This window comes from Phenylobacterium sp. LjRoot97 (assembly GCF_964254345.1).
Taxonomy (GTDB): Bacteria; Pseudomonadota; Alphaproteobacteria; order Caulobacterales; family Caulobacteraceae; genus Phenylobacterium.
The window spans coordinates 945583-962686 of the sequence record NZ_CAXUTH020000001.1 but is presented as its reverse complement, the minus strand read 5'-3'; the positions used below and the strand labels follow the sequence as shown (position 1 = coordinate 962686).

The following is a 17104-nucleotide window of genomic DNA, read 5'->3' as shown; positions in this document are numbered from 1 at the left end:
GGGAGCAATTGGAGGCCTCACGCCCACCGCTGCGGCGGAGCCTTGGCCTTCAGGTCCTCCAGCCGCGCGCGCAGCTCGTCCAGGAACGCCTGCCGGTCGCCCTGCCAGTGCAGCGGGTCGCCGACCAGCACCGTGCAGTTCATCGGCACCGGCAGCGCCTCGCCCTTGGGCAGCACCCGCCCCGCGCCCTGCAGCCAGATCGGATAGACCGGCGCCTGCGGCACGTCGGCGGCCAGCCGCGCCACGCCGCTCTTCAGCTGCGCCATCTCCTCGCCGTCGCCGCGCGTGCCCTCCGGGAAGATCAGCACGATGTCGCCGGCCTCCAACGCCGCGCGCACCGGGGCCAGCACGTCGACCCCGGTCCCGGCCTTGTCGCGCGCCACCGGCACGATGCCGATGATGGTGTTCGACAGCCAGCTGATCAGCCCGCCGCGCAGGAAGTAGTCGGCCGCCGCCGCCGGCCGCACCCGGTCCAGCCCCTTCGACGGATAGAGCGTCAGCATCAGGATGGTGTCGACGTGGCTGGCGTGGTTGGCGGCCAGGATCGCCGGCCCCTTCAGCGGCAGCTTCTCGCGCCCGATGATGTCGGCGCCGGTGAACACGCGGGCGATCGGACGCCCGATCAGCACCAGGACGAGGCGGCGGAACCAGCGCATCAGAAGTGCCCCAGGGCGAAGTAGGCGAGGATGTGGAAGTAGAGCGGCGCGGTGAAGGTCAGGCTGTCGGCCCGGTCCAGCAGCCCGCCATGGCCGGGGATCAGCGCGCTGGTGTCCTTGACCCCGATGTCGCGCTTGATGGCGCTCATCGTCACGTCGCCAGCGAAGCCCGCCAGCGGCAGGAAGATCGCCAGGCACGCCAGCCCGATGCCGCTCAGCGGCGTGAACACCGGGCCCAGGAACCAGATCAGCGCGCTGGTGGTGACCCAGCCGCCGATGAAGCCCTCCCAGGTTTTGTTGGGGCTGACCTTGGGCACGATCTTGCGCTTCCCGAACAGCTTGCCCCAGACGTACTGCGCCACGTCGTTGGCCTCGGTGACCACCAGCAGGAAGAACACCAGCCCCGCCGCGCCGGCCGGCTGCGCCTCGGCGGCCGGGGTGCGCATCAGGAAGGCGATGTAGCCGAGGTTGTAGACGCAGGTGACGATCGCCCAGTGGAACGTCGCCGTGGTCGCCAGGAACGCCCGCGTCTGGCCGATGCAGGCCATCAGGAACGGGATGATCAGGAACACGTAGGTCGGGATGAACACCCGATAGAGGCCGTAGTCGTCGATGACGATGAAGAGGTAGTTGATCCCCATCGCCACGAACGCCGCCAGCACGATCAGCCGGTCCTCGCGCCGCACCGGGGCCAACGACAGGAACTCGCGCAGGGCGATGAACGAGATCACGATCATCAGCGCCGTGAACGCCTGCCAGCCCAGCAGCAGCGCCCCGGCCAGCAGCGCGATCATCACCCACCACGAGGCGATCCGCTGGCGCAGGTTGGTGAAGTCGCCGGCCGGTTTCAGCACCGGCAGCAGCGCGGTGATCCCCACCGCCAGGGTCAGGACCGCCAGCACCCCGCCAAGTCCCCAGAGGACCACCGGCGACTGCTGCGCGAAAAAGGCCGTGAACGCGTCCATCCGTGAGCTGCTCCTGCTGGTTCGCAGCCTTGACCGTACAGCCGATGGCGGCGCAGATTCCATCCCCCAGCAGCAAAGCCACGTCCTGCCACCCTTGAGCGCGTTCCGCACCTTCGCCGGCTCGACCTTCGCCCATGTCGGCTTCGCCTTCCTGGCCATGGGCGGCTGGGCGCTCTACGCCAACGCCGGCCACGGCCTCGCCGCCGCCGCCCTGCCCGCCGTCTCGCAAGGCGTGCTCTCGGGTCTGATCACCCTGGTGCTCAAGCGCGCTCTTGAGGCGATGAGCCCCCGCTTCCCCGGCGCGCTCGCCTACGTGGTCCCCCCGGCGATCACCGCCGCGACGACCCTCGCCCTGCTGGCCAGCGTCCACAAACTGATCGGCACGCCGGAGATCGTCCGCACCATCGCGGTGCCGTGGTCTGTCTCGACCCTCTACGCCGTCGTCTACGCCGCGACCCTGGCGCGCGGCCAAGCCAAGGCCGCCAAATGACCGAAACGCCCGAGAACCGCCGCCCCCTGAAATCGCGCGGGACCGGCTGGGCCCAGGGCCTGGCCTCGGGCCTCGCCAAGGCCGGCGCCAGCCCCGACATGATCTCGGCCGGCAGCATCATCTTCGCCCTGCTCGGCCTGCTGGCCTTTCTCTACGCGGCCGGCGACCAGACGCCGTTCAATCGCGGCGCGCTGCTGATCGGCGCGGGCGTCTGCATCCAGCTGCGCCTGCTGTGCAACCTGCTCGACGGCATGGTGGCGGTCGAGCATGGCAAGGGCGGCCCCTCCGGCCCGATCTGGAACGAGTTGCCCGACCGCATCGCCGACGCCCTGTTCCTGGTCGGGGCCGGCTACTGCGCGGGCCTGGCCGGCTTCACCCTCGGCGCGCCGCTCGGCTGGGCCGCCGCGGTGCTGGCCGTGCTCACCGCCTATGTCCGCGAGCTCGGCCGCGGGCTCGGCTTCCCGGCCGACTTCTCCGGCCCCATGGCCAAGCCGCACCGCATGGCCGCCCTCACCCTGACCTGCGCCATCGCCGCCTTCGAGCCGATGTGGGGCTGGGACGGCCAGACCCTGATCCTCGGCCTGCTGGTCATCGTCGCCGGCGCCGCCTGGACCGTCGTCCGCCGCACCCGCACCCTGGCCGCGCGGCTGGCGGGACGGGACGTCTAGGGCCGCTACCGAAGTCAGCACTCCCGGCCGCCGGCATGTTCATTCGATTTGTCATCGCAAAGCGAGACCGCCAGTCGGGGCGGCGTCAGGGCCTGTTCTATGCCGCGTACGAACTGGAAGAGGTCGGCCAGCTGAGCGACCACGACCTGAAGAGGTTGGCGGCCGTCCATCGTTGGTTCTTCGAGAACATGGACGAGCCGACGCGCGCAGCGCTATCGGCACGCCCGCACGCCACAGCCATGGCGCTGAGCTGGTTCAAGGAGACTGCGATTGAACACGTCTCGAAGATGCGGGAGCTGCAGCGCAGCCTCGAAGACCACGGGGTCTACGCCGAAACGATACGGACAAGACGGCCAGGCTACATCGTCTATGAAGACGCCCATCAAGTCCTGGCTCAGCCCTTCGCCGACACGCCAGTCTGAGCGTTGGCAAGCCTCAGGCGCGGCCATGTCCGTCCGCCCCCCGGCCGAACTCCGCCCCCGCGCACCGGGGAAGCCCCTTGCGCGGCCGACCGCCCTCCCCGCACTCTCGCCGCCCAACCGGCCGGAGAACCGCATGGACAAGCCGCGCATCTTCCTGGGCTCGTCGGGCAAGCAGGCCAAGCTGCTCGCCGCCCTGACCCGCGGCCTGGCCGACGTCGCCGAGGTCGAGCCCTGGACCACGACCTTCAACCCCGGCACCACCACGCTCGGCCGGCTGCTGGAGCTGACCGGCCAGGTCGACTTCGCGGCCTTCGTCTTCGCCCAGGACGACTGGACCGCCGCCACCCCTGAGCCCGACGCCGCTCAGGCCTCGCCGCGCGACAACGTGGTCTTCGAGGCCGGGCTGTTCGGCGGCGTGCTGGGCATGCGCCGCACCTTCATCCTGCACGCCCGCGGCTCCAAGCTGCCGACCGACCTGCTCGGCCTGACCTGCGTGCGCTACGAGGACGCCCTCACCCCGGCCGAAACCAAGGCCATGCTCCAGAAGCTGCGCGGCGCCATCGAGGCCGAGCGCGCCCTGGCCCGCATCGAAGGGGCCTGGTGGCAGTTCTCGCTCACCGCCCGCACCGAGCGCGAACCCTCGGCGCTCAGCCTCATGCGGATCGCCCGCGCCCGCGGCGGCGAACTGGAGATGACCGGCCGCGCCTGGCGCGAGGACGGCGCCCTCTCCTCGCGCTACTGGAGCGAGGCGGTGAAGGAGCGGCGCGACCCGGCCGGCCTGTTCTACTACTGGAACGGCGAGCGGCCGCTCGACCCAGACGCCCCGCAGCTGCACGGCACCGGCGAACTCAAGCTCGAAGCGCCCGACCGCGCGACCGGCTACTTCACCACCTTGTCGGCCAGCCAGCCGGACCTCAACGCCCGCACGTCTGGAACCTATCTGCGCGCCAGCCCCGCCGAGGTCGCGATCATGGACGGCCGCGACGACGCCGCCCGCACCGCCCTGATCGCCGAACGTCTCGAGCACTGGAAAGCGATCCGCAGCGCGTAGGCCGCCTCGATTTCGCGCTAAGCTCACGCCGAGCGCGAGGGGGATCGGATGAGTTGGGAACTGGTCGGGGCGATGCTGGTCGAAGTCGCGCGCGGACGCGGCGGCCGCGGCGGCCTTCGCACCTGGTTCGGCACGGCGCCGTACGCATCCTCGCAGGACGAGGAGCTGCAGGCGATCGCGCAGATGGCGGGGTACGCCCTGGAAGCCCCGGACGCCTTTGTCGAACTGTCCGCCGACGCGGCCCGCGAAACGCTCGCCTTCTTCGCCGCCGACAGCATGGTCACGCCGCGCGGCCGGCCCGCTTCGGCCGAGACGGTCGAAGCCTTCGCCAAGGGGATCGAGCGCCTCGGTCCTTCGACGCGGTTCTTCTCGAACGGCCGCTGGCACGAGTACGCCACGTCCGGATCGTTCGGCAGCTACGCCATTTCCAAGGCCACCTTCGACGGCGGCGTGATCGGCACGAACGGCGAGGTCGCCTTCATCGTCTGGGCCGAGGAAGAGGACTGACGGCCGCCCCGCTCATCCCGGCGAAGGCCGGGACCCAAGCTGAATCTCAGACAGGCCGGCAGCGCTCCAGCGGACGCAAACGTCGCTTGGGCCCCGGCCTTCGCCGGGGTGAGCGGATGGAGTGAAGCCCTAGCTCCGCCGCCGCTCGACCAGCTCGTGCACGATCCCGCCCGGCGCCCGAAACGCCGCATAGGCCAGGCCCGCCTGCGCGTTCCAGGCCGGCTGCGCGTGCAGGAACTCCACGCCCTTGGCGGCGAGTTCGGCCATCGCCGGCCCGATCGCCGCGACCTCGAAGCTGATCACGCTGGCCCCGTCCGCCCCGTGCTCGCCCGCCGGCGCCGGCCGCGCGCAGGCGAAGACGTGCAGCGCCCGCCCGCCGAGCTCGAACACCAACTGGTCCTCGAACCGCTCGCTGAGGCTCAGCCCCAGCACGTCGCGATAGAAGACCAGCGCCGCCTCAAGGTCGGGCGTCATCACCAGCGCCGGGCCGAGTTTCATCATCGCGCCTTCACTCACACCGCTCATCCCGGCGAAAGCCGGGACCCAAGCGGAATCTCAGACACGCAGGCCGCGATCAACCGAAACGCCGCTTGGGCCCCGGCTTTCGCCGGGGTGAGCGGCAAAGGGGCTGCGCGCCCTAAACCGGCGCATCCCCCGCCACCGTCGTGCGGTGCATGACCCGCAGGTGGCCGTCATAGCCGCCCTCGGCGAAGTGCACGGTGCAGCGGTTGTCCCACATCAGCAGCATCCCCTGCTTCCACGTGTGGCGGTAGATGAACTGCTCCTGGGTCATGTGCTGGTAGAGGTAGCCAAGGATCGCGTGGCTTTCCTGGAAGGTCAGGCCTTCGATGCCGACCGTATAGGTCGGGCTGACGAACAGCGCCTTGCGACCGGTTACCGGATGGGTGCGGACCAGCGGATGGGTCAGGGTCTTGTCGGCCTCGGCCGAGACGATGATCTCCATCGTCCGCGCCTCGGTCTCCTTGGCGAACACCCCTTCGGTGCCATAGGCGCGGGTCGCCGAGTGCACCGCCTTCAGCGGCGCCAGCAGCGCCTTCATCCCGTCCGACAGCGCCTCATAGGCCCGCGCGCAATCGGCGAACAGCGTGTCGCCGCCGACCGGCGGGGTGACCTCCGAGCGCAGCAGCGTCGCGGCCGGCGGCTCCTTCTGGAAGCTCCAGTCCGAGTGCCAGCCGGCCCCGAAGTTCTTGGCCTTCTCGTCCGGCTCGCGGCGCAGCTCCAGCACGTTCGGATGGCCGGCCATCGGCTTGATGAACGGGTCGACCCCGAACGGCCCGATCTGCAGGGTGAAGGCCTCCAGCGCCTCCAGGCTCAGCGGCTGGTCGGGAAACGCCACCACCGCGTGCCTGGCCCAGGCGTCCTTGACCTGGCTCAGCGTCTGCGGCGCGAGCGGCGCCGACAGGTCGACGCCCGTGATCAGCGCCCCGAAGCCGCTCGGCTGCGGGGTGACGGCGATAGCGTCGGCGAGCATCTGGCCCATGGTCGTTTCCTCCTGTTTAGCGCAGCCTACCCCCGAACAGTTGACCTCACGCGCCGAAGTTTTGACATTATGCGCCATGCTGCAGCGGTCTGCCCTCGATCAGGCGATCGGACTGCCCTCTCCGGTGGAATCCGGCTAAAGACATTTCCCTTCCCAGGCCGACGCGACGTCATGCGCAAACAGCCGTTTGCATCGGCCCCGTAACCTTGTAATCGAACCGCGCCATGACCTCTTTCGCCAATACGCAAGAAGACAAGCTCATCGCCCTGGTGCCGGACAAGAAGGTCTCGGTCCGCGAGACCTTCGGCGTCGACGTCGACATGAACGTTCCGGCGTTCTCCGAACGTGACGCTCACGTCCCGGACATCGACCCGGCCTACAAATTCGACGCCGAGACGACCAAGGCCATCTGCGCCGGGTTCGCCTTCGACCGCCGGGTGATGGTCCAGGGCTATCACGGCACCGGCAAGTCGACCCACATCGAGCAGGTCGCCGCGCGCCTCAACTGGCCGCTGATCCGCGTCAACCTCGACAGCCACGTCTCGCGTATCGACCTGGTCGGCAAGGACGCCATCGTCCTGAAGGACGGCAAGCAGGTCACCGAATTCCGCGAGGGCATCCTGCCCTGGGCGATCCAGCGCCCGGTGGCGCTGGTGTTCGACGAATACGACGCCGGCCGCCCGGACGTGATGTTCGTGATCCAGCGCATCCTGGAAGCGCAGGGCAAGCTGACCCTGCTCGACCAGAACCGCGTCATCCGCCCGAACCCGTTCTTCCGGCTGTTCTCGACGACCAACACCATCGGTCTGGGCGACACCACCGGCCTCTATCACGGCACCCAGCAGATCAACCAAGGTCAGATGGACCGCTGGTCGATCGTCACCACGCTGAACTACCTGGCCCACGACGTCGAAGCCGACATCGTGCTGGCCAAGTCGCCGCACTACGACACCGCCGAGGGCAAGCGCACCATCGCCGCGATGGTCCGGGTCGCCGACATGACCCGCAACGCCTTCATGAACGGCGACATCTCGACCGTCATGAGCCCGCGGACCGTGATCACCTGGGCCCAGAACGCCGAGATCTTCGGCGGCGACATCGCGCTCGCCTTCCGCATGACCTTCCTGAACAAGTGCGACGAGCTCGAGCGCGGCACCGTGGCCGAGTTCTTCCAGCGCGCCTTCGGCCAGGACCTGCCGGAGAGCACCGCCCGCGTCCGCGTGGCCTGACGACCTCGCCAGCTGAGGCGGGATGTCGCAGACGTCCCGCCCGTCCGGCGCGATTCACCATTTGCTAGCGCGGCGTAGGCGACACCTTGGGCGAACCAAGTGTCGTGTGCCGTGTGATCAGATCGAGTCTCGCCCGTAACCGGCGCGCCATCAGCCGGATCGTCGCCTTTTCTTCAGCCGTGCTGTTGATCGTGGCCGCCGGCTGCCTGGGACTGATCTTCTACACCGCCAAGGTCGTCGACCGCGCCCACGTGGACGAGGAGCGCGCGCTGGTCTCCAACTACCTGCGCGAGCGCGAGCACGAGCTGGTCGGTCAGCTGATCTCGGCCTCGATCTGGGACGACGCCTACCAGAAGCTCGGCCGCAACGGCTTCGACGCCGAATGGGCCGACCTCTACGTCGGCAGCTACTTCGAAACCTACATGCGCCACGCCGCCTCGTTCGTACTCGATGAGGCGGACCAGCCGGTCTACGCCTGGCGCGACGGCGCCCGCGCCGGCGAGCGCCAGGCCGCCGCCTTCCTGCGCGAGACCGCGCCCCTGGTCGCCAAGGTGCGCGAGCTGGAGGCCCTGCGCGGCGCGGCCCGCAACCGCGGCATCGGCGGCTCGATCACCCGCACCGGCGTGATCAGCGTGGGCGGCGAGCTCTACATGGCCGCCGTCACCAACATCTTGCCCGAGACCCCGGCGATCAATTCGCGCGGCGCGCCCGACCGGCTGCTGATCTCGGCGCGCCGCATCGACGCCGCCCTGCTGCAGGACGTCGCCCAGGCCATGCGGGTCGACGACGTGCGCCTCACGCCCTGGAACCGCGCCGTCCCGGCCAGCGTGCAGCTGCACGCCCCCGACGAGACGCCGATCGCCGCCCTGGCCTGGACCAGCAGCCATCCCGGCAACGCCGTGCTGCGCCAGGTCGCGCCGCTGTTCGCCCTCGGCATGGTCGCGCTGCTGATCTCGGCCCTGCTGCTCGCCGCCCGCGTCCACCGGGTGTTCGGCGAGATCGACCGCAACGACCTGGTGCTGCGCCAGACCATGGACGACCTGGTGCGCGCCCGCGACGAGGCGGCCGCCGCCAGCATCGCCAAGTCGCAGTTTGTGGCCAATATGAGCCACGAGATCCGCACCCCGCTGAACGGTATTCTCGGCATGACCCAGATCCTGGCGCGCGAGGACCTCACCGCCGGCCAGCGTCGCCAGCTCGACGTCGTGCGCGAGAGCGGCCAGACCCTGCTGGTGCTGCTCAACGACATCCTCGACATGTCGAAGATCGAGGCCGGGCGCCTGCAGATCGACGCCCACGAGTTCGACCTCGGCCAGGCCGTGCACGTCGCCTGCGCCCCGTTCGCGGCCATGGCCGCCGAGAAGGGCGTCGATCTGCGGTTCGACCTCGACCCGGCCGCCGACGGCGTCTGGTGCGGCGACGGCGTGCGCCTGCGCCAGGTCATCGCCAACCTGGTCTCCAACGCCGTCAAGTTCACCGACGCCGGCGAGGTCGCGGTCCGCGTCGAACGCCAGGCGACGGCTGTCTGCATCACGGTCGCCGACACCGGCATCGGCATCCCCGCCGACCGCATGCACGACCTGTTCGACAAGTTCATCCAGGTCGACGCCTCCACCACCCGCCGCTACGGCGGCACGGGCCTCGGCCTGGCGATCAGCCACGAGCTGGCCGCGATGATGGGCGGCGAACTCACCGTCGAAAGCGTCCCCGGCCAGGGCTCGGTCTTCACCCTGGCCGTGCCGCTGGAATGGCGCGCCCCGGCCCTGGCGCCCGCCGCGCCGCTGCCGCCGGCCCAGGCCCGCATTCCCCGGCCCGACGCGCGCCTGCGCGTCCTGGCGGCCGAGGACAACCTGACCAACCAGCTGATCCTGCGGGCCATGCTCGAGCCGTTCCCGATCGACCTGACCATCGTCAGCGACGGCGCCCAGGCCGTGGATGCGTTCTTCCAGGGCGACTTCCAGCTGATCCTCATGGACGGCCAGATGCCGGTGATGAACGGGGTCGAGGCCGCGGTCGCCATCCGCCGCCTGGAAGGCGAGCGCGACCTGCCGCCGATCCCGATCCTGGCGCTGTCGGCCAACGTCATGCACCATCAGGTCGCCGAGTACCTGGCCGCCGGCATGAACGGCTTCGTGCCTAAGCCGATCGAGATCATCCAACTGCTCGACGCCATCGACCGGGCCCTCGACACCCGCCTCTGCGCCGAGCAGCGGGTCGCCTGACCGAGCAGAGCTAAGAAGCCTAGACCCCGACCGGCGTTCTGCGCATTCTCCGCGCCATTACGAAGACCAGATTTTCAGGTGGGGAAACATGTCCAGGATCACGCTTGCGGCCGCGGCCGCCGGCCTGCTTTTCAGCGCTTTTGCCGTTCCGGCCGCCGCCCAGGCGCCGGCCGCCGGCGACCATAACGACTACTCGAAGACCGACGCCTGGCTGTGCTGGCCGGGCCGCGCCGACGCCTGCGCGATCGACAACACCACGACGGTGATCCAGGCCGACGGCGCGATGAGCCAGGAGACCTGGAAGCCCGACCTCGCCGCGCCGGTCGACTGCTTCTACGTCTATCCGACCGTCTCCAACGACCCGGGCGTGTTCTCGGACATGACCCCGAACGCCGAGGAGCGCCGCGTCGTCGAGCAGCAGCTCGCCCGCTTCGGCTCCAAGTGCAAGATCTACGCGCCGATGTACCGGCAGGTGACCCTGACCACCCTGCGCGCGCGCATGGCGCCCGGCGCCAAGCCGCCGGCCGGGCCGATCCCGACCACCAACTACGACGACGTCGCCGACGCCTGGAACTATTACCTGAAGCACGAGAACAAGGGCCGCGGCGTCGTGCTGATCGGCCACTCGCAGGGCGCGGGCCTGCTGACCGAGCTGATCGCCAAGGAGATCGACGGCAAGCCGGCCCAGAAGCAGCTGGTCTCGGCCCTGCTGCTCGGAACCAACCTGCCGGTGCTGAAGGGCCAGGACACCGGGACCTTCAAGTCGATCCCGCTCTGCAAGACCCCGACCCAGACCGGCTGCGCGGTGGCCTATGTCAGCTTCCGCGAGACCTCGCCGCCGCCCAAGGGCAGCCGCTTCGGCGTGCCGCGCGAGCCGAACCCCGCCATGCAGGCGGCCTGCGTCAATCCGGCGGCGCTCGCCGGCGGCAAGGCCCCGCTGCACGCCTACCTGTCGTCGGGCGCGATGATCGCCGCCGAAGCCGCCCCGCCGCCGGCCTGGACCAAGGACGGCGCCAAGGTCACGACGCCGTTCGTCTCGGTTCCGGGCCTGCTGACCGGCGAGTGCGTCTCCAAGGACGGCTTCGACTATCTGTCGGTGGGGATCAACGCCGATCCGAACGATCCGCGTACGGATGAGATCGCCGGCGACGTAAAGGCCGGCCCGATCATCCTCAAGGATTGGGGCCTGCACCTGATCGACGTGAACCTCGCCATGGGCGACCTCGTCGATCTCGTCGGCAGCCAGTCCCAGGCCTATCTGGCCAAGAAGTAGAACAGCGCCAGCGGCCCGATTTTCCTCCCCCAGCTTTGATGGGGGAGGGGGACCGCGAAGCGGTGGAGGGGGCGGCGGCCGGCAATGAGCCGGAGGCTCGCCCCCTCCACCACGCTGGCGCGTGGTCCCCCTCCCCCGCTTCGCAGGGGAGGAACCAGCGCCTCGCCAGGCTATCCGCCTGTGATCTTCCGCCCGGCCATGAAGCCGAGCACCAGGAACAGCACGAAGCCGACCAGGAACACGAAGAACAGGATCTTGGCGATGCCGGCCGCTGCGCCGGCGATACCGCCAAAGCCCAGGGCGCCGGCGATCAGCGCCACCACCGCGAAAATCAAAGCCCATTTCAACATCGGAACGCCTCCTTGACTGTGGTGGCAACGCCCGTCCTCGGCGCCCGTTCCGCTGGCTTCAGTCGACCAGGCTCGCCCCGCAATCGGCCACCGTGTCGCGCGCCGGACGCGGCGCGAAGCCCAGCTCCGTCCGCGCCTTCTGGGTGCTGAACGCCTGGGTCCGGCCCAGCAGCGGCAGCAGCGCCTTCATCTGCGGCGAAGCCACGGCCAGCCCCTTGGCGACCAGGTCGGGCATGTTCGCGCTCGGGGCCCTGGCGCCGGCCTCCCCCAGCCGCTCACGCAGGGTCTGCGACAGCTCGGCGAACCATAGCGACTCGCCCAGGGCGATGTAGCGCTGGCCCGCCGCCTGCGGCGCCTCCATCGCCTTGATGTGCAGGTCGGCCAGGTCGCGCACGTCGCTGATGTTGAAGCCGAGCCGCGGCAGGGCCGGCGGCTGGCCCTCCAGCAGCCGCTGGATGATCCCCACCGAGCCCAGGTGCTCGCGGGTCAGCACCGGACCGAAGATCGCGCCGGGCAGGATGGTGGTCAGCTGCGTCTGCGGCGCCGTGGCGATGAAGTCCCAGGCCGCCTTCTCGGCCAGCACCTTGGACTTGCGGTAGGCCGCCAGGTCCTTCTGGTCGGGGTCGGTCCAGTCGCTTTCGTCGATCGCCCGCTCCAGCGGCTTCGCCGGCGTGCAGGCCGCGGTCGAGGAGGTCATCACCACCCGCTTGACGCCCGCCCGCGCCGCCGCGCCCAGCACCCGCAGCGTCCCCTCCCGCGCCGCCGCGATCAGGCTTTCGTCGTCGCCGCCCAGCGGCGAGGCGATGTGCAGCACGGCCTCACAGCCTGCGACCGCCTCGTCCCAGCCGGCGTCGGACTTCAGGTCGGCGACCGCGAACTCCAGCCCGTCGGGGGCGACCTGGGTGGCGACCGCCGCGCGCACGTCCGCCTCCCGCGCGGCGCTGCGCACGGACGTCCGGACCTGATAGCCGCGCCGCAACAGCTCGACGATCGTCCAACCGCCGACGAACCCCGTCCCGCCGGTCACCAACACCCGCTGCGCCATCGCTCGCTCCTGCCGCTCGATCCGATAAGTCTTCACTTGTATACTTATCGAACGCAGGTATGTCTACAGGCGTAGATTCATGACCCAACCGACCCCGCCCCGCCGCCGCAACGCCGCCGCCACCCGCGCCGCGATCCTGGCCTCGGCCCGCCGCGCCTTTGCGCGCGCCGGCTACGACGGCGCCGGCGTGCGCGAGATCGCGGCCGGCGCGGGCGTCACCGCCATGCTGGTCAACCGCTACTTCGGCTCCAAGGAGAAGCTGTTCGCCGAGGTCTGCACCGACACCATGCGCGACCCGGTCATCCTCTCGGCGGCCAACCTGGCGGCCAAGGACTTCCCCGCCGCCTTCGCCAAGGCCCTGGTCCAGGTCACCGCCCCGGGCGAGACCCCGCTCGACGGCTTCCTCGTGCTGCTGCACTCGGCCTCCAGCCCGCGCGCCGCCGAGATCGGGCGCGACTGGATCAGCCAGGGCCATCAGGAGACGCTCGAGCGCATGATCGGCGGCCCGCTCGGTCGCGAGCGCGCCGCCGTCGCCCTGTCGCTGGTGGCCGGGCTGCAGGTCATGCGCCAGATGATGGAGATCCAGGTCCTGGCCGGCGCGAAGCCCGCCGACCTCGAGGCCATCCTGATCCCGGTCATCCGCACGCTGTTCGAGTCGAAGGCCGACTAGCTAAACACCGGTCATCCCGGCGAAGGCGTGGCCGAGCTAAGCGCTTGGAACGCGACCGCGCTCTAGGAGCCCGACTCCAGCTTGTCGCGGACCCGGTCGTGGATCTCGGCCGCGGCCGGGGTCAGCGCCTCGCCGAAGTCCTCCATCTCGTAGAACGGGCGGATCTCGATCTCGCTGGGACCCGGCATCGGGTTGGGGCAGCGCTTCACCCACGCCACCGCCTCGTCCATGTCCTTGACCTCCCACAGCCAGTAGCCGGCCACGACCTCCTTGGTCTCGGCGAACGGCCCGTCGATCACCGCCCGCTTGTCGCCGTCGAAGGCCACCCGCTTGCCCTTGGACGAGGGCTGCAGCCCGTCGCCGCCCTTCATGATCCCGGCCTCGACCAGCAGTTCGTTGTAGCGGCCCATCTCCTCCAGCAGCTCGCTCGACGGCATCAGCCCAGCTTCGCTGTCGGCCGTCGCCTTCACCAGAACCATCACGCGCATCGTTCTTCTCCTCAGCATGAGCCCCGCAGGCCCGATCGACCCTAGGACGAACCAGAACCCAGCGAACCGACATCAGGACACGCGCCGACGAAATTTCACCGCACGCGGCGCCCCTCGCTGTAGTCTGGCTTCCCGCCGGCCCGGGCCGCGGTTGGTCTGGAGGCGTGTCCCATTCCCACCGAACCTATCCTGAACCTCGCCGTGGCGCTGGGCGTCGGGCTGCTGATCGGGGCCGAGCGCGAACGCCGCAAGCAGGAACGCCCCTCGCGGTCGGCGGCGGGAATTCGCACCTTCACGGTCGCCGCGCTGGCCGGCGCGGTCAGCCTCCTGGTTGGCGGCGTCGTTCTGCTCTCGGTCGTCACCGCGGCCACGGCGGCCTTCGCCGCACTTGCCTACTGGCGCGCCCAGGGCGAGGACGATCCGGGCCTCACGACGGAAGCCGCCCTCGTGTTGGCGGTTCTGGTCGGCGCGCTGGCCGTCCCGCAACCGATGCTCGCCGCGGGGGTGGGCGTCGTCGTCGCGATCCTGCTCGCCGCCCGCACGCCGCTGCATCATTTCGTGGGATCGGTGCTGACCGGCGACGAGGTCCGCAGCGGCCTGCTGCTGGCCGGCGCCACCCTGGTCGTGCTGCCGCTGCTGCCGGATCAGCCGATGGGCCCCTACCAGGCCCTCAACCCTCGCTCGATCTGGCTGGTGGTGATTCTGCTGCTGGGCATCGGCGCCGCCGGCCATGTCGCCATCCGCACCCTAGGCGTCCGCTTCGGCCTGCCGCTCGCCGGCCTCGTCGCGGGCTTCGTGTCCAGCACCGCCGCGATCGGCGCCATGTCGGCGCGCGCGGCCAAGACCCCGAATCTGCTGGCCGGCGCCGTAGCCGGCGCAGTGCTCTCGACCGTGGCGACCATCGTACAGTTGGCCGTCCTGCTCGCCGCTCTAAGTCCGCCGACGCTGCGCGCCATGGCCGCGCCGCTCCTCTGCGCCGGGCTGGCGGCGGGGGCCTATGGCGCGGTGTTCACCCTGCAGGCGCTGCGCCAGCCTCCCGCCGAGGAGGACGCCGACGCCGGTCAGGCCTTCAGCCTGTCCAGCGCCCTGATCTTCGCCGCGACCTTGGCGGTCATCCTCGTCGTCTCGGCGGCGCTCAACGCCCGGTTCGGCGGCGCCGGCGCGGCGGTGAGCGCGGCCGCCGCCGGGCTGGTCGACGCCCATGCGGCGGCGATCTCGATGGCCTCGCTGGCCGCCGCCGGGGACATGACGCCCCACGCCGCGGTTCTGCCCATCCTGGTCGGTCTGACCACCAACACGCTTTCCAAGACGATTTTCGCCCTGTCCGGCGGCCAGCGCGCCTTCGTCTGGCGGGTGGTCCCCGGCCTGGTGCTGGTCACGGCCGCCGCCTGGGCCGGCGCGTTGCTGCAGGCCTGGCTCGGGTGGTGATCCCTCGCCGGGCCCGCAACTCCCCCTTTAGGGGGAGCATCTGAGCCACACGGCGCATTCCCGCTTGGGCGACGCGAACCGTCGTTCTAAATGGGTGGCATGGCCAAGAACCCGGAAAGCCCTGTCGAGCCCTTCAAGCGCGCCCTGGCCCACGCCGCGCGCTCCCTGGCTGAGAAGCCGGACCTGGAAATCGTCTATTCAGGCGAGGGCCCGCAGCTGGCCGGCAACCGCGCCGTGCTGCCGCATCCGCCCCGTGACCTGACCCCGGCCGACGCCGCGCGCATCCGCGGCCTCGCCGACCAGATGGCCTTGCGCCTGGCCCACCACGACACCGCCGCCCACGCCAAGGGCCGGCCGGCTTCGGCGCTCGGCGCCCCGATCTACGACGCGCTGGAGCAGGCCCGCATCGAAGCCATCGGCGCGAATGCGCTGGGCGGGGTGAAGGTCAACCTCCGCGCGGTCCACGAGCACGCCTGGGCCAAGAAGCCGCTGAACCAGCTCGAGGCGCTCGCCAACCCGCCGATGGCCGACGTCGTCGCCCTGCTGGCCCGCGAACGGATGACCGGCGAGCCGCCGCCCTCGATGGCCAAGCCCTTGGTCGACCTGTTCCGCGCCGAGGTGGAATCCAAGGCCGGCGCCGACCTCGACCGCCTGGTCGAAGCGGCCGACGACCAGAAGGCCTTCGCCAAGATCGCCCGGACCATCCTGCGCGACCTCTCGATGGGCGACGACCTGACCGACGCCCCCGACCAGGCCGACGACGAGGAAGGCGACAGCGAGGACGGCGAGGCGGAATCGCAGGACGACGGCGACGAGGGCGAAGGCGAAGGCCAGTCCCCGCAGCAGACCTCGATGGACGAGAACGAGGCGACCCATCGCGAGAGCGAGGACGCCGACAGCCAGATGATGCAGGCGGAGGACGATCCCAACGCCGAGGACACCGACGAGCCGCCGGAGATGGGCGAAGGCGAGCAGCCGGCCCGCCCCGACCTCAAGGGCGACGCCAAGGTCGCCACCTACAAGGTGTTCACCACCGCCCACGACGAGGTCGTGGCGGCCGAGGAGCTCTGCGACGCCGAGGAGCTGACGCGCCTGCGCGCCTATCTCGACCAGCAGCTGGCCAGCCTCTCCAGCGTCGTCTCACGCCTGGCCAACAAGCTGCAGCGCAAGCTGATGGCCCAGCAGAACCGCTCGTGGAGCTTCGACCTCGAGGAAGGCATCCTCGACACCGCGCGGCTGACCCGGGTGATCACCGACCCGACCGCGTCGCTGGCCTTCAAGGAAGAGGAAGACACCGAGTTCCGCGACACGGTGGTCACCATCCTGATCGACAATTCCGGCTCGATGCGCGGCCGCCCGATCATGGTCGCCGCGGTCTGCGCCGACATCCTGGCCCGCACGCTCGAGCGCTGCGGCGTGAAGACCGAGATCCTCGGCTTCACCACCCGGGCCTGGAAGGGCGGCTCCTCGCGCGAGGACTGGCTGAAGGCCGGCAAGCCGGCCCAGCCGGGCCGCCTGAACGACCTGCGCCACATCATCTACAAGGCCGCCGACGCTCCGTGGCGGCGGGCCCGCCGCAACCTCGGCCTGATGATGCGCGAGGGCCTGCTCAAGGAGAACATCGACGGCGAGGCGCTGATGTGGGCGCACCAGCGGCTGATCGGCCGCCCCGAGGCGCGCCGCATCCTGATGGTCATCTCCGACGGCGCCCCGGTCGACGACTCGACCCTGTCGGTGAACTCCGGCCACTACCTCGAGCGTCACCTGCGCGACGTGATCACCGAGATCGAGACCAAGAGCCCGGTGCAGCTGATCGCCATCGGCATCGGCCACGACGTCACCCGCTACTATCGCCGGGCCGTCACCATCGTCGACGTCGAGCAACTGGCCGGCGTCATCGTCGACCAGCTGGCCGAGCTGTTCGACGAGGAGATCCGCAAGGTCACCCGCAAGAACGCGAACCTTCTGGCCCCGCCGCCGAGCACCCAAGGCCCGCAAGGCGGCCCCGCCCGCCGCTCGACCTTCAAGGAAGTCCGGAGAGCGGTGGCGTGATCGCAAGGCGGGGGCGCCGGTCCAGTTCCTCCCCCACTGGGGGAGGTGGATCGATGAGAAGCATCGAGACGGAGGGGGACTGCCCTC

18 protein-coding genes are annotated in these 17104 nt (G+C 70.3%); 11 read left to right on the top strand and 7 right to left on the bottom strand.

Going from position 1 to position 17104, the window contains the following annotated elements; all coding sequences use genetic code 11:
• Positions 1-17: 17 nt before the first annotated feature.
• Both ACSQ2H_RS04590 and ACSQ2H_RS04585 read right to left on the bottom strand, forming a co-directional pair.
• The gene (locus ACSQ2H_RS04590) at positions 18-656 is read right to left on the bottom strand and encodes a lysophospholipid acyltransferase family protein (protein WP_436060275.1); all 639 of its coding nucleotides are present in this window, start codon (positions 654-656) and stop codon (positions 18-20) included.
• Entirely contained in the window at positions 656-1621 is a 966-nt protein-coding gene (locus ACSQ2H_RS04585) for a phosphatidate cytidylyltransferase (protein WP_436060274.1), read from the bottom strand. Before ACSQ2H_RS04585 ends, ACSQ2H_RS04590 begins: the two co-directional genes overlap by 1 nt.
• Between ACSQ2H_RS04585 and ACSQ2H_RS04580 the strand changes: the two genes are divergently transcribed.
• The 5 genes from ACSQ2H_RS04580 to ACSQ2H_RS04560 all read left to right on the top strand — a co-directional run bounded on the left by ACSQ2H_RS04580 (position 1608) and on the right by ACSQ2H_RS04560 (position 4759).
• Entirely contained in the window at positions 1608-2111 is a 504-nt protein-coding gene (locus tag ACSQ2H_RS04580) for a hypothetical protein (RefSeq protein ID WP_436063604.1), read from the top strand. The two genes, ACSQ2H_RS04585 and ACSQ2H_RS04580, sit on opposite strands and share 14 nt — an antisense overlap.
• Positions 2108-2779: a CDP-alcohol phosphatidyltransferase family protein gene (locus ACSQ2H_RS04575; protein ID WP_436060273.1), complete on the top strand. Its 672-nt coding sequence runs from the start codon at positions 2108-2110 to the stop codon at positions 2777-2779. Before ACSQ2H_RS04580 ends, ACSQ2H_RS04575 begins: the two co-directional genes overlap by 4 nt.
• A gap of 35 nt (positions 2780-2814) precedes the next feature.
• Positions 2815-3201 (top strand): hypothetical protein, encoded by a 387-nt coding sequence (locus ACSQ2H_RS04570; protein WP_436060272.1) that lies wholly within the window; start codon positions 2815-2817, stop codon positions 3199-3201.
• A 133-nt stretch (positions 3202-3334) separates the two neighbouring features.
• Entirely contained in the window at positions 3335-4252 is a 918-nt protein-coding gene (locus ACSQ2H_RS04565; protein WP_436060271.1) for a TIR domain-containing protein, read from the top strand.
• Between the two features lie 48 nt (positions 4253-4300).
• Positions 4301-4759 carry a hypothetical protein gene (locus ACSQ2H_RS04560; RefSeq protein ID WP_436060270.1) on the top strand — a complete coding sequence of 153 codons (459 nt, stop codon included), beginning with the start codon at positions 4301-4303 and terminating at the stop codon, positions 4757-4759.
• Between the two features lie 129 nt (positions 4760-4888).
• Here the strand turns inward: ACSQ2H_RS04560 and ACSQ2H_RS04555 are convergent, their stop codons facing one another.
• Positions 4889-5257 carry a VOC family protein gene (locus tag ACSQ2H_RS04555; protein WP_436060269.1) on the bottom strand — a complete coding sequence of 123 codons (369 nt, stop codon included), beginning with the start codon at positions 5255-5257 and terminating at the stop codon, positions 4889-4891.
• A gap of 139 nt (positions 5258-5396) precedes the next feature.
• On the bottom strand, positions 5397-6260 hold the full coding sequence (locus ACSQ2H_RS04550; protein WP_436060268.1) for a TauD/TfdA dioxygenase family protein: 864 nt from the start codon (positions 6258-6260) through the stop codon (positions 5397-5399).
• 224 nt (positions 6261-6484) lie between these two features.
• On the opposite strand from ACSQ2H_RS04550, the gene cobS reads away from it, so the two are divergent.
• From cobS to ACSQ2H_RS04535, 3 genes are all read left to right on the top strand, one after another.
• Positions 6485-7489 carry a cobaltochelatase subunit CobS gene (cobS, locus tag ACSQ2H_RS04545; protein WP_436060267.1) on the top strand — a complete coding sequence of 335 codons (1005 nt, stop codon included), beginning with the start codon at positions 6485-6487 and terminating at the stop codon, positions 7487-7489.
• A gap of 113 nt (positions 7490-7602) precedes the next feature.
• The gene (locus ACSQ2H_RS04540) at positions 7603-9711 is read left to right on the top strand and encodes an ATP-binding protein (protein ID WP_436060266.1); all 2109 of its coding nucleotides are present in this window, start codon (positions 7603-7605) and stop codon (positions 9709-9711) included.
• Between the two features lie 88 nt (positions 9712-9799).
• Positions 9800-10984 carry a DUF3089 domain-containing protein gene (locus tag ACSQ2H_RS04535; protein WP_436060265.1) on the top strand — a complete coding sequence of 395 codons (1185 nt, stop codon included), beginning with the start codon at positions 9800-9802 and terminating at the stop codon, positions 10982-10984.
• 170 nt (positions 10985-11154) lie between these two features.
• Here the strand turns inward: ACSQ2H_RS04535 and ACSQ2H_RS04530 are convergent, their stop codons facing one another.
• A complete protein-coding gene (locus ACSQ2H_RS04530) occupies positions 11155-11334 on the bottom strand; it encodes a DUF1328 domain-containing protein (RefSeq protein WP_267232609.1) in 180 nt (59 codons plus the stop codon).
• A gap of 58 nt (positions 11335-11392) precedes the next feature.
• On the bottom strand, positions 11393-12379 hold the full coding sequence (locus ACSQ2H_RS04525; RefSeq protein ID WP_436060264.1) for an NAD-dependent epimerase/dehydratase family protein: 987 nt from the start codon (positions 12377-12379) through the stop codon (positions 11393-11395).
• A 79-nt stretch (positions 12380-12458) separates the two neighbouring features.
• Here ACSQ2H_RS04525 and ACSQ2H_RS04520 point away from each other — a divergent pair, with 79 nt between their 5' ends.
• On the top strand, positions 12459-13049 hold the full coding sequence (locus ACSQ2H_RS04520) for a TetR/AcrR family transcriptional regulator (protein WP_436060263.1): 591 nt from the start codon (positions 12459-12461) through the stop codon (positions 13047-13049).
• Between the two features lie 62 nt (positions 13050-13111).
• On the opposite strand, the gene ACSQ2H_RS04515 is transcribed toward ACSQ2H_RS04520, so the two are convergent.
• On the bottom strand, positions 13112-13537 hold the full coding sequence (locus ACSQ2H_RS04515) for a YciI family protein (RefSeq protein ID WP_436060262.1): 426 nt from the start codon (positions 13535-13537) through the stop codon (positions 13112-13114).
• 201 nt (positions 13538-13738) lie between these two features.
• On the opposite strand from ACSQ2H_RS04515, the gene ACSQ2H_RS04510 reads away from it, so the two are divergent.
• Both ACSQ2H_RS04510 and cobT read left to right on the top strand, forming a co-directional pair.
• Positions 13739-14965, top strand: coding sequence for an MgtC/SapB family protein (locus ACSQ2H_RS04510; RefSeq protein ID WP_436060261.1), 1227 nt, complete (start codon positions 13739-13741; stop codon positions 14963-14965).
• Between the two features lie 99 nt (positions 14966-15064).
• Positions 15065-17017 carry a cobaltochelatase subunit CobT gene (gene cobT / locus ACSQ2H_RS04505; RefSeq protein WP_436060260.1) on the top strand — a complete coding sequence of 651 codons (1953 nt, stop codon included), beginning with the start codon at positions 15065-15067 and terminating at the stop codon, positions 17015-17017.
• The last annotated feature ends 87 nt before the right edge of the window (positions 17018-17104 follow it).

Bases quoted from the DNA above. Each gene is read 5' to 3' on its own strand.
- ACSQ2H_RS04590 (WP_436060275.1), bottom strand. From the start codon at position 656: ATGCGCTGGTTCCGCCGCCTCGTCCTGGTGCTGATCGGGCGTCCGATC.
- ACSQ2H_RS04585 (WP_436060274.1), bottom strand. From the start codon at position 1,621: ATGGACGCGTTCACGGCCTTTTTCGCGCAGCAGTCGCCGGTGGTCCTC.
- ACSQ2H_RS04575 (WP_436060273.1), top strand. From the start codon at position 2,108: ATGACCGAAACGCCCGAGAACCGCCGCCCCCTGAAATCGCGCGGGACC.
- ACSQ2H_RS04570 (WP_436060272.1), top strand. From the start codon at position 2,815: ATGTTCATTCGATTTGTCATCGCAAAGCGAGACCGCCAGTCGGGGCGG.
- ACSQ2H_RS04565 (WP_436060271.1), top strand. From the start codon at position 3,335: ATGGACAAGCCGCGCATCTTCCTGGGCTCGTCGGGCAAGCAGGCCAAG.
- ACSQ2H_RS04560 (WP_436060270.1), top strand. From the start codon at position 4,301: ATGAGTTGGGAACTGGTCGGGGCGATGCTGGTCGAAGTCGCGCGCGGA.
- ACSQ2H_RS04555 (WP_436060269.1), bottom strand. From the start codon at position 5,257: ATGAAACTCGGCCCGGCGCTGGTGATGACGCCCGACCTTGAGGCGGCG.
- ACSQ2H_RS04550 (WP_436060268.1), bottom strand. From the start codon at position 6,260: ATGGGCCAGATGCTCGCCGACGCTATCGCCGTCACCCCGCAGCCGAGC.
- cobS (WP_436060267.1), top strand. From the start codon at position 6,485: ATGACCTCTTTCGCCAATACGCAAGAAGACAAGCTCATCGCCCTGGTG.
- ACSQ2H_RS04535 (WP_436060265.1), top strand. From the start codon at position 9,800: ATGTCCAGGATCACGCTTGCGGCCGCGGCCGCCGGCCTGCTTTTCAGC.
- ACSQ2H_RS04530 (WP_267232609.1), bottom strand. From the start codon at position 11,334: ATGTTGAAATGGGCTTTGATTTTCGCGGTGGTGGCGCTGATCGCCGGC.
- ACSQ2H_RS04525 (WP_436060264.1), bottom strand. From the start codon at position 12,379: ATGGCGCAGCGGGTGTTGGTGACCGGCGGGACGGGGTTCGTCGGCGGT.
- ACSQ2H_RS04520 (WP_436060263.1), top strand. From the start codon at position 12,459: ATGACCCAACCGACCCCGCCCCGCCGCCGCAACGCCGCCGCCACCCGC.
- ACSQ2H_RS04515 (WP_436060262.1), bottom strand. From the start codon at position 13,537: ATGCGCGTGATGGTTCTGGTGAAGGCGACGGCCGACAGCGAAGCTGGG.
- cobT (WP_436060260.1), top strand. From the start codon at position 15,065: ATGGCCAAGAACCCGGAAAGCCCTGTCGAGCCCTTCAAGCGCGCCCTG.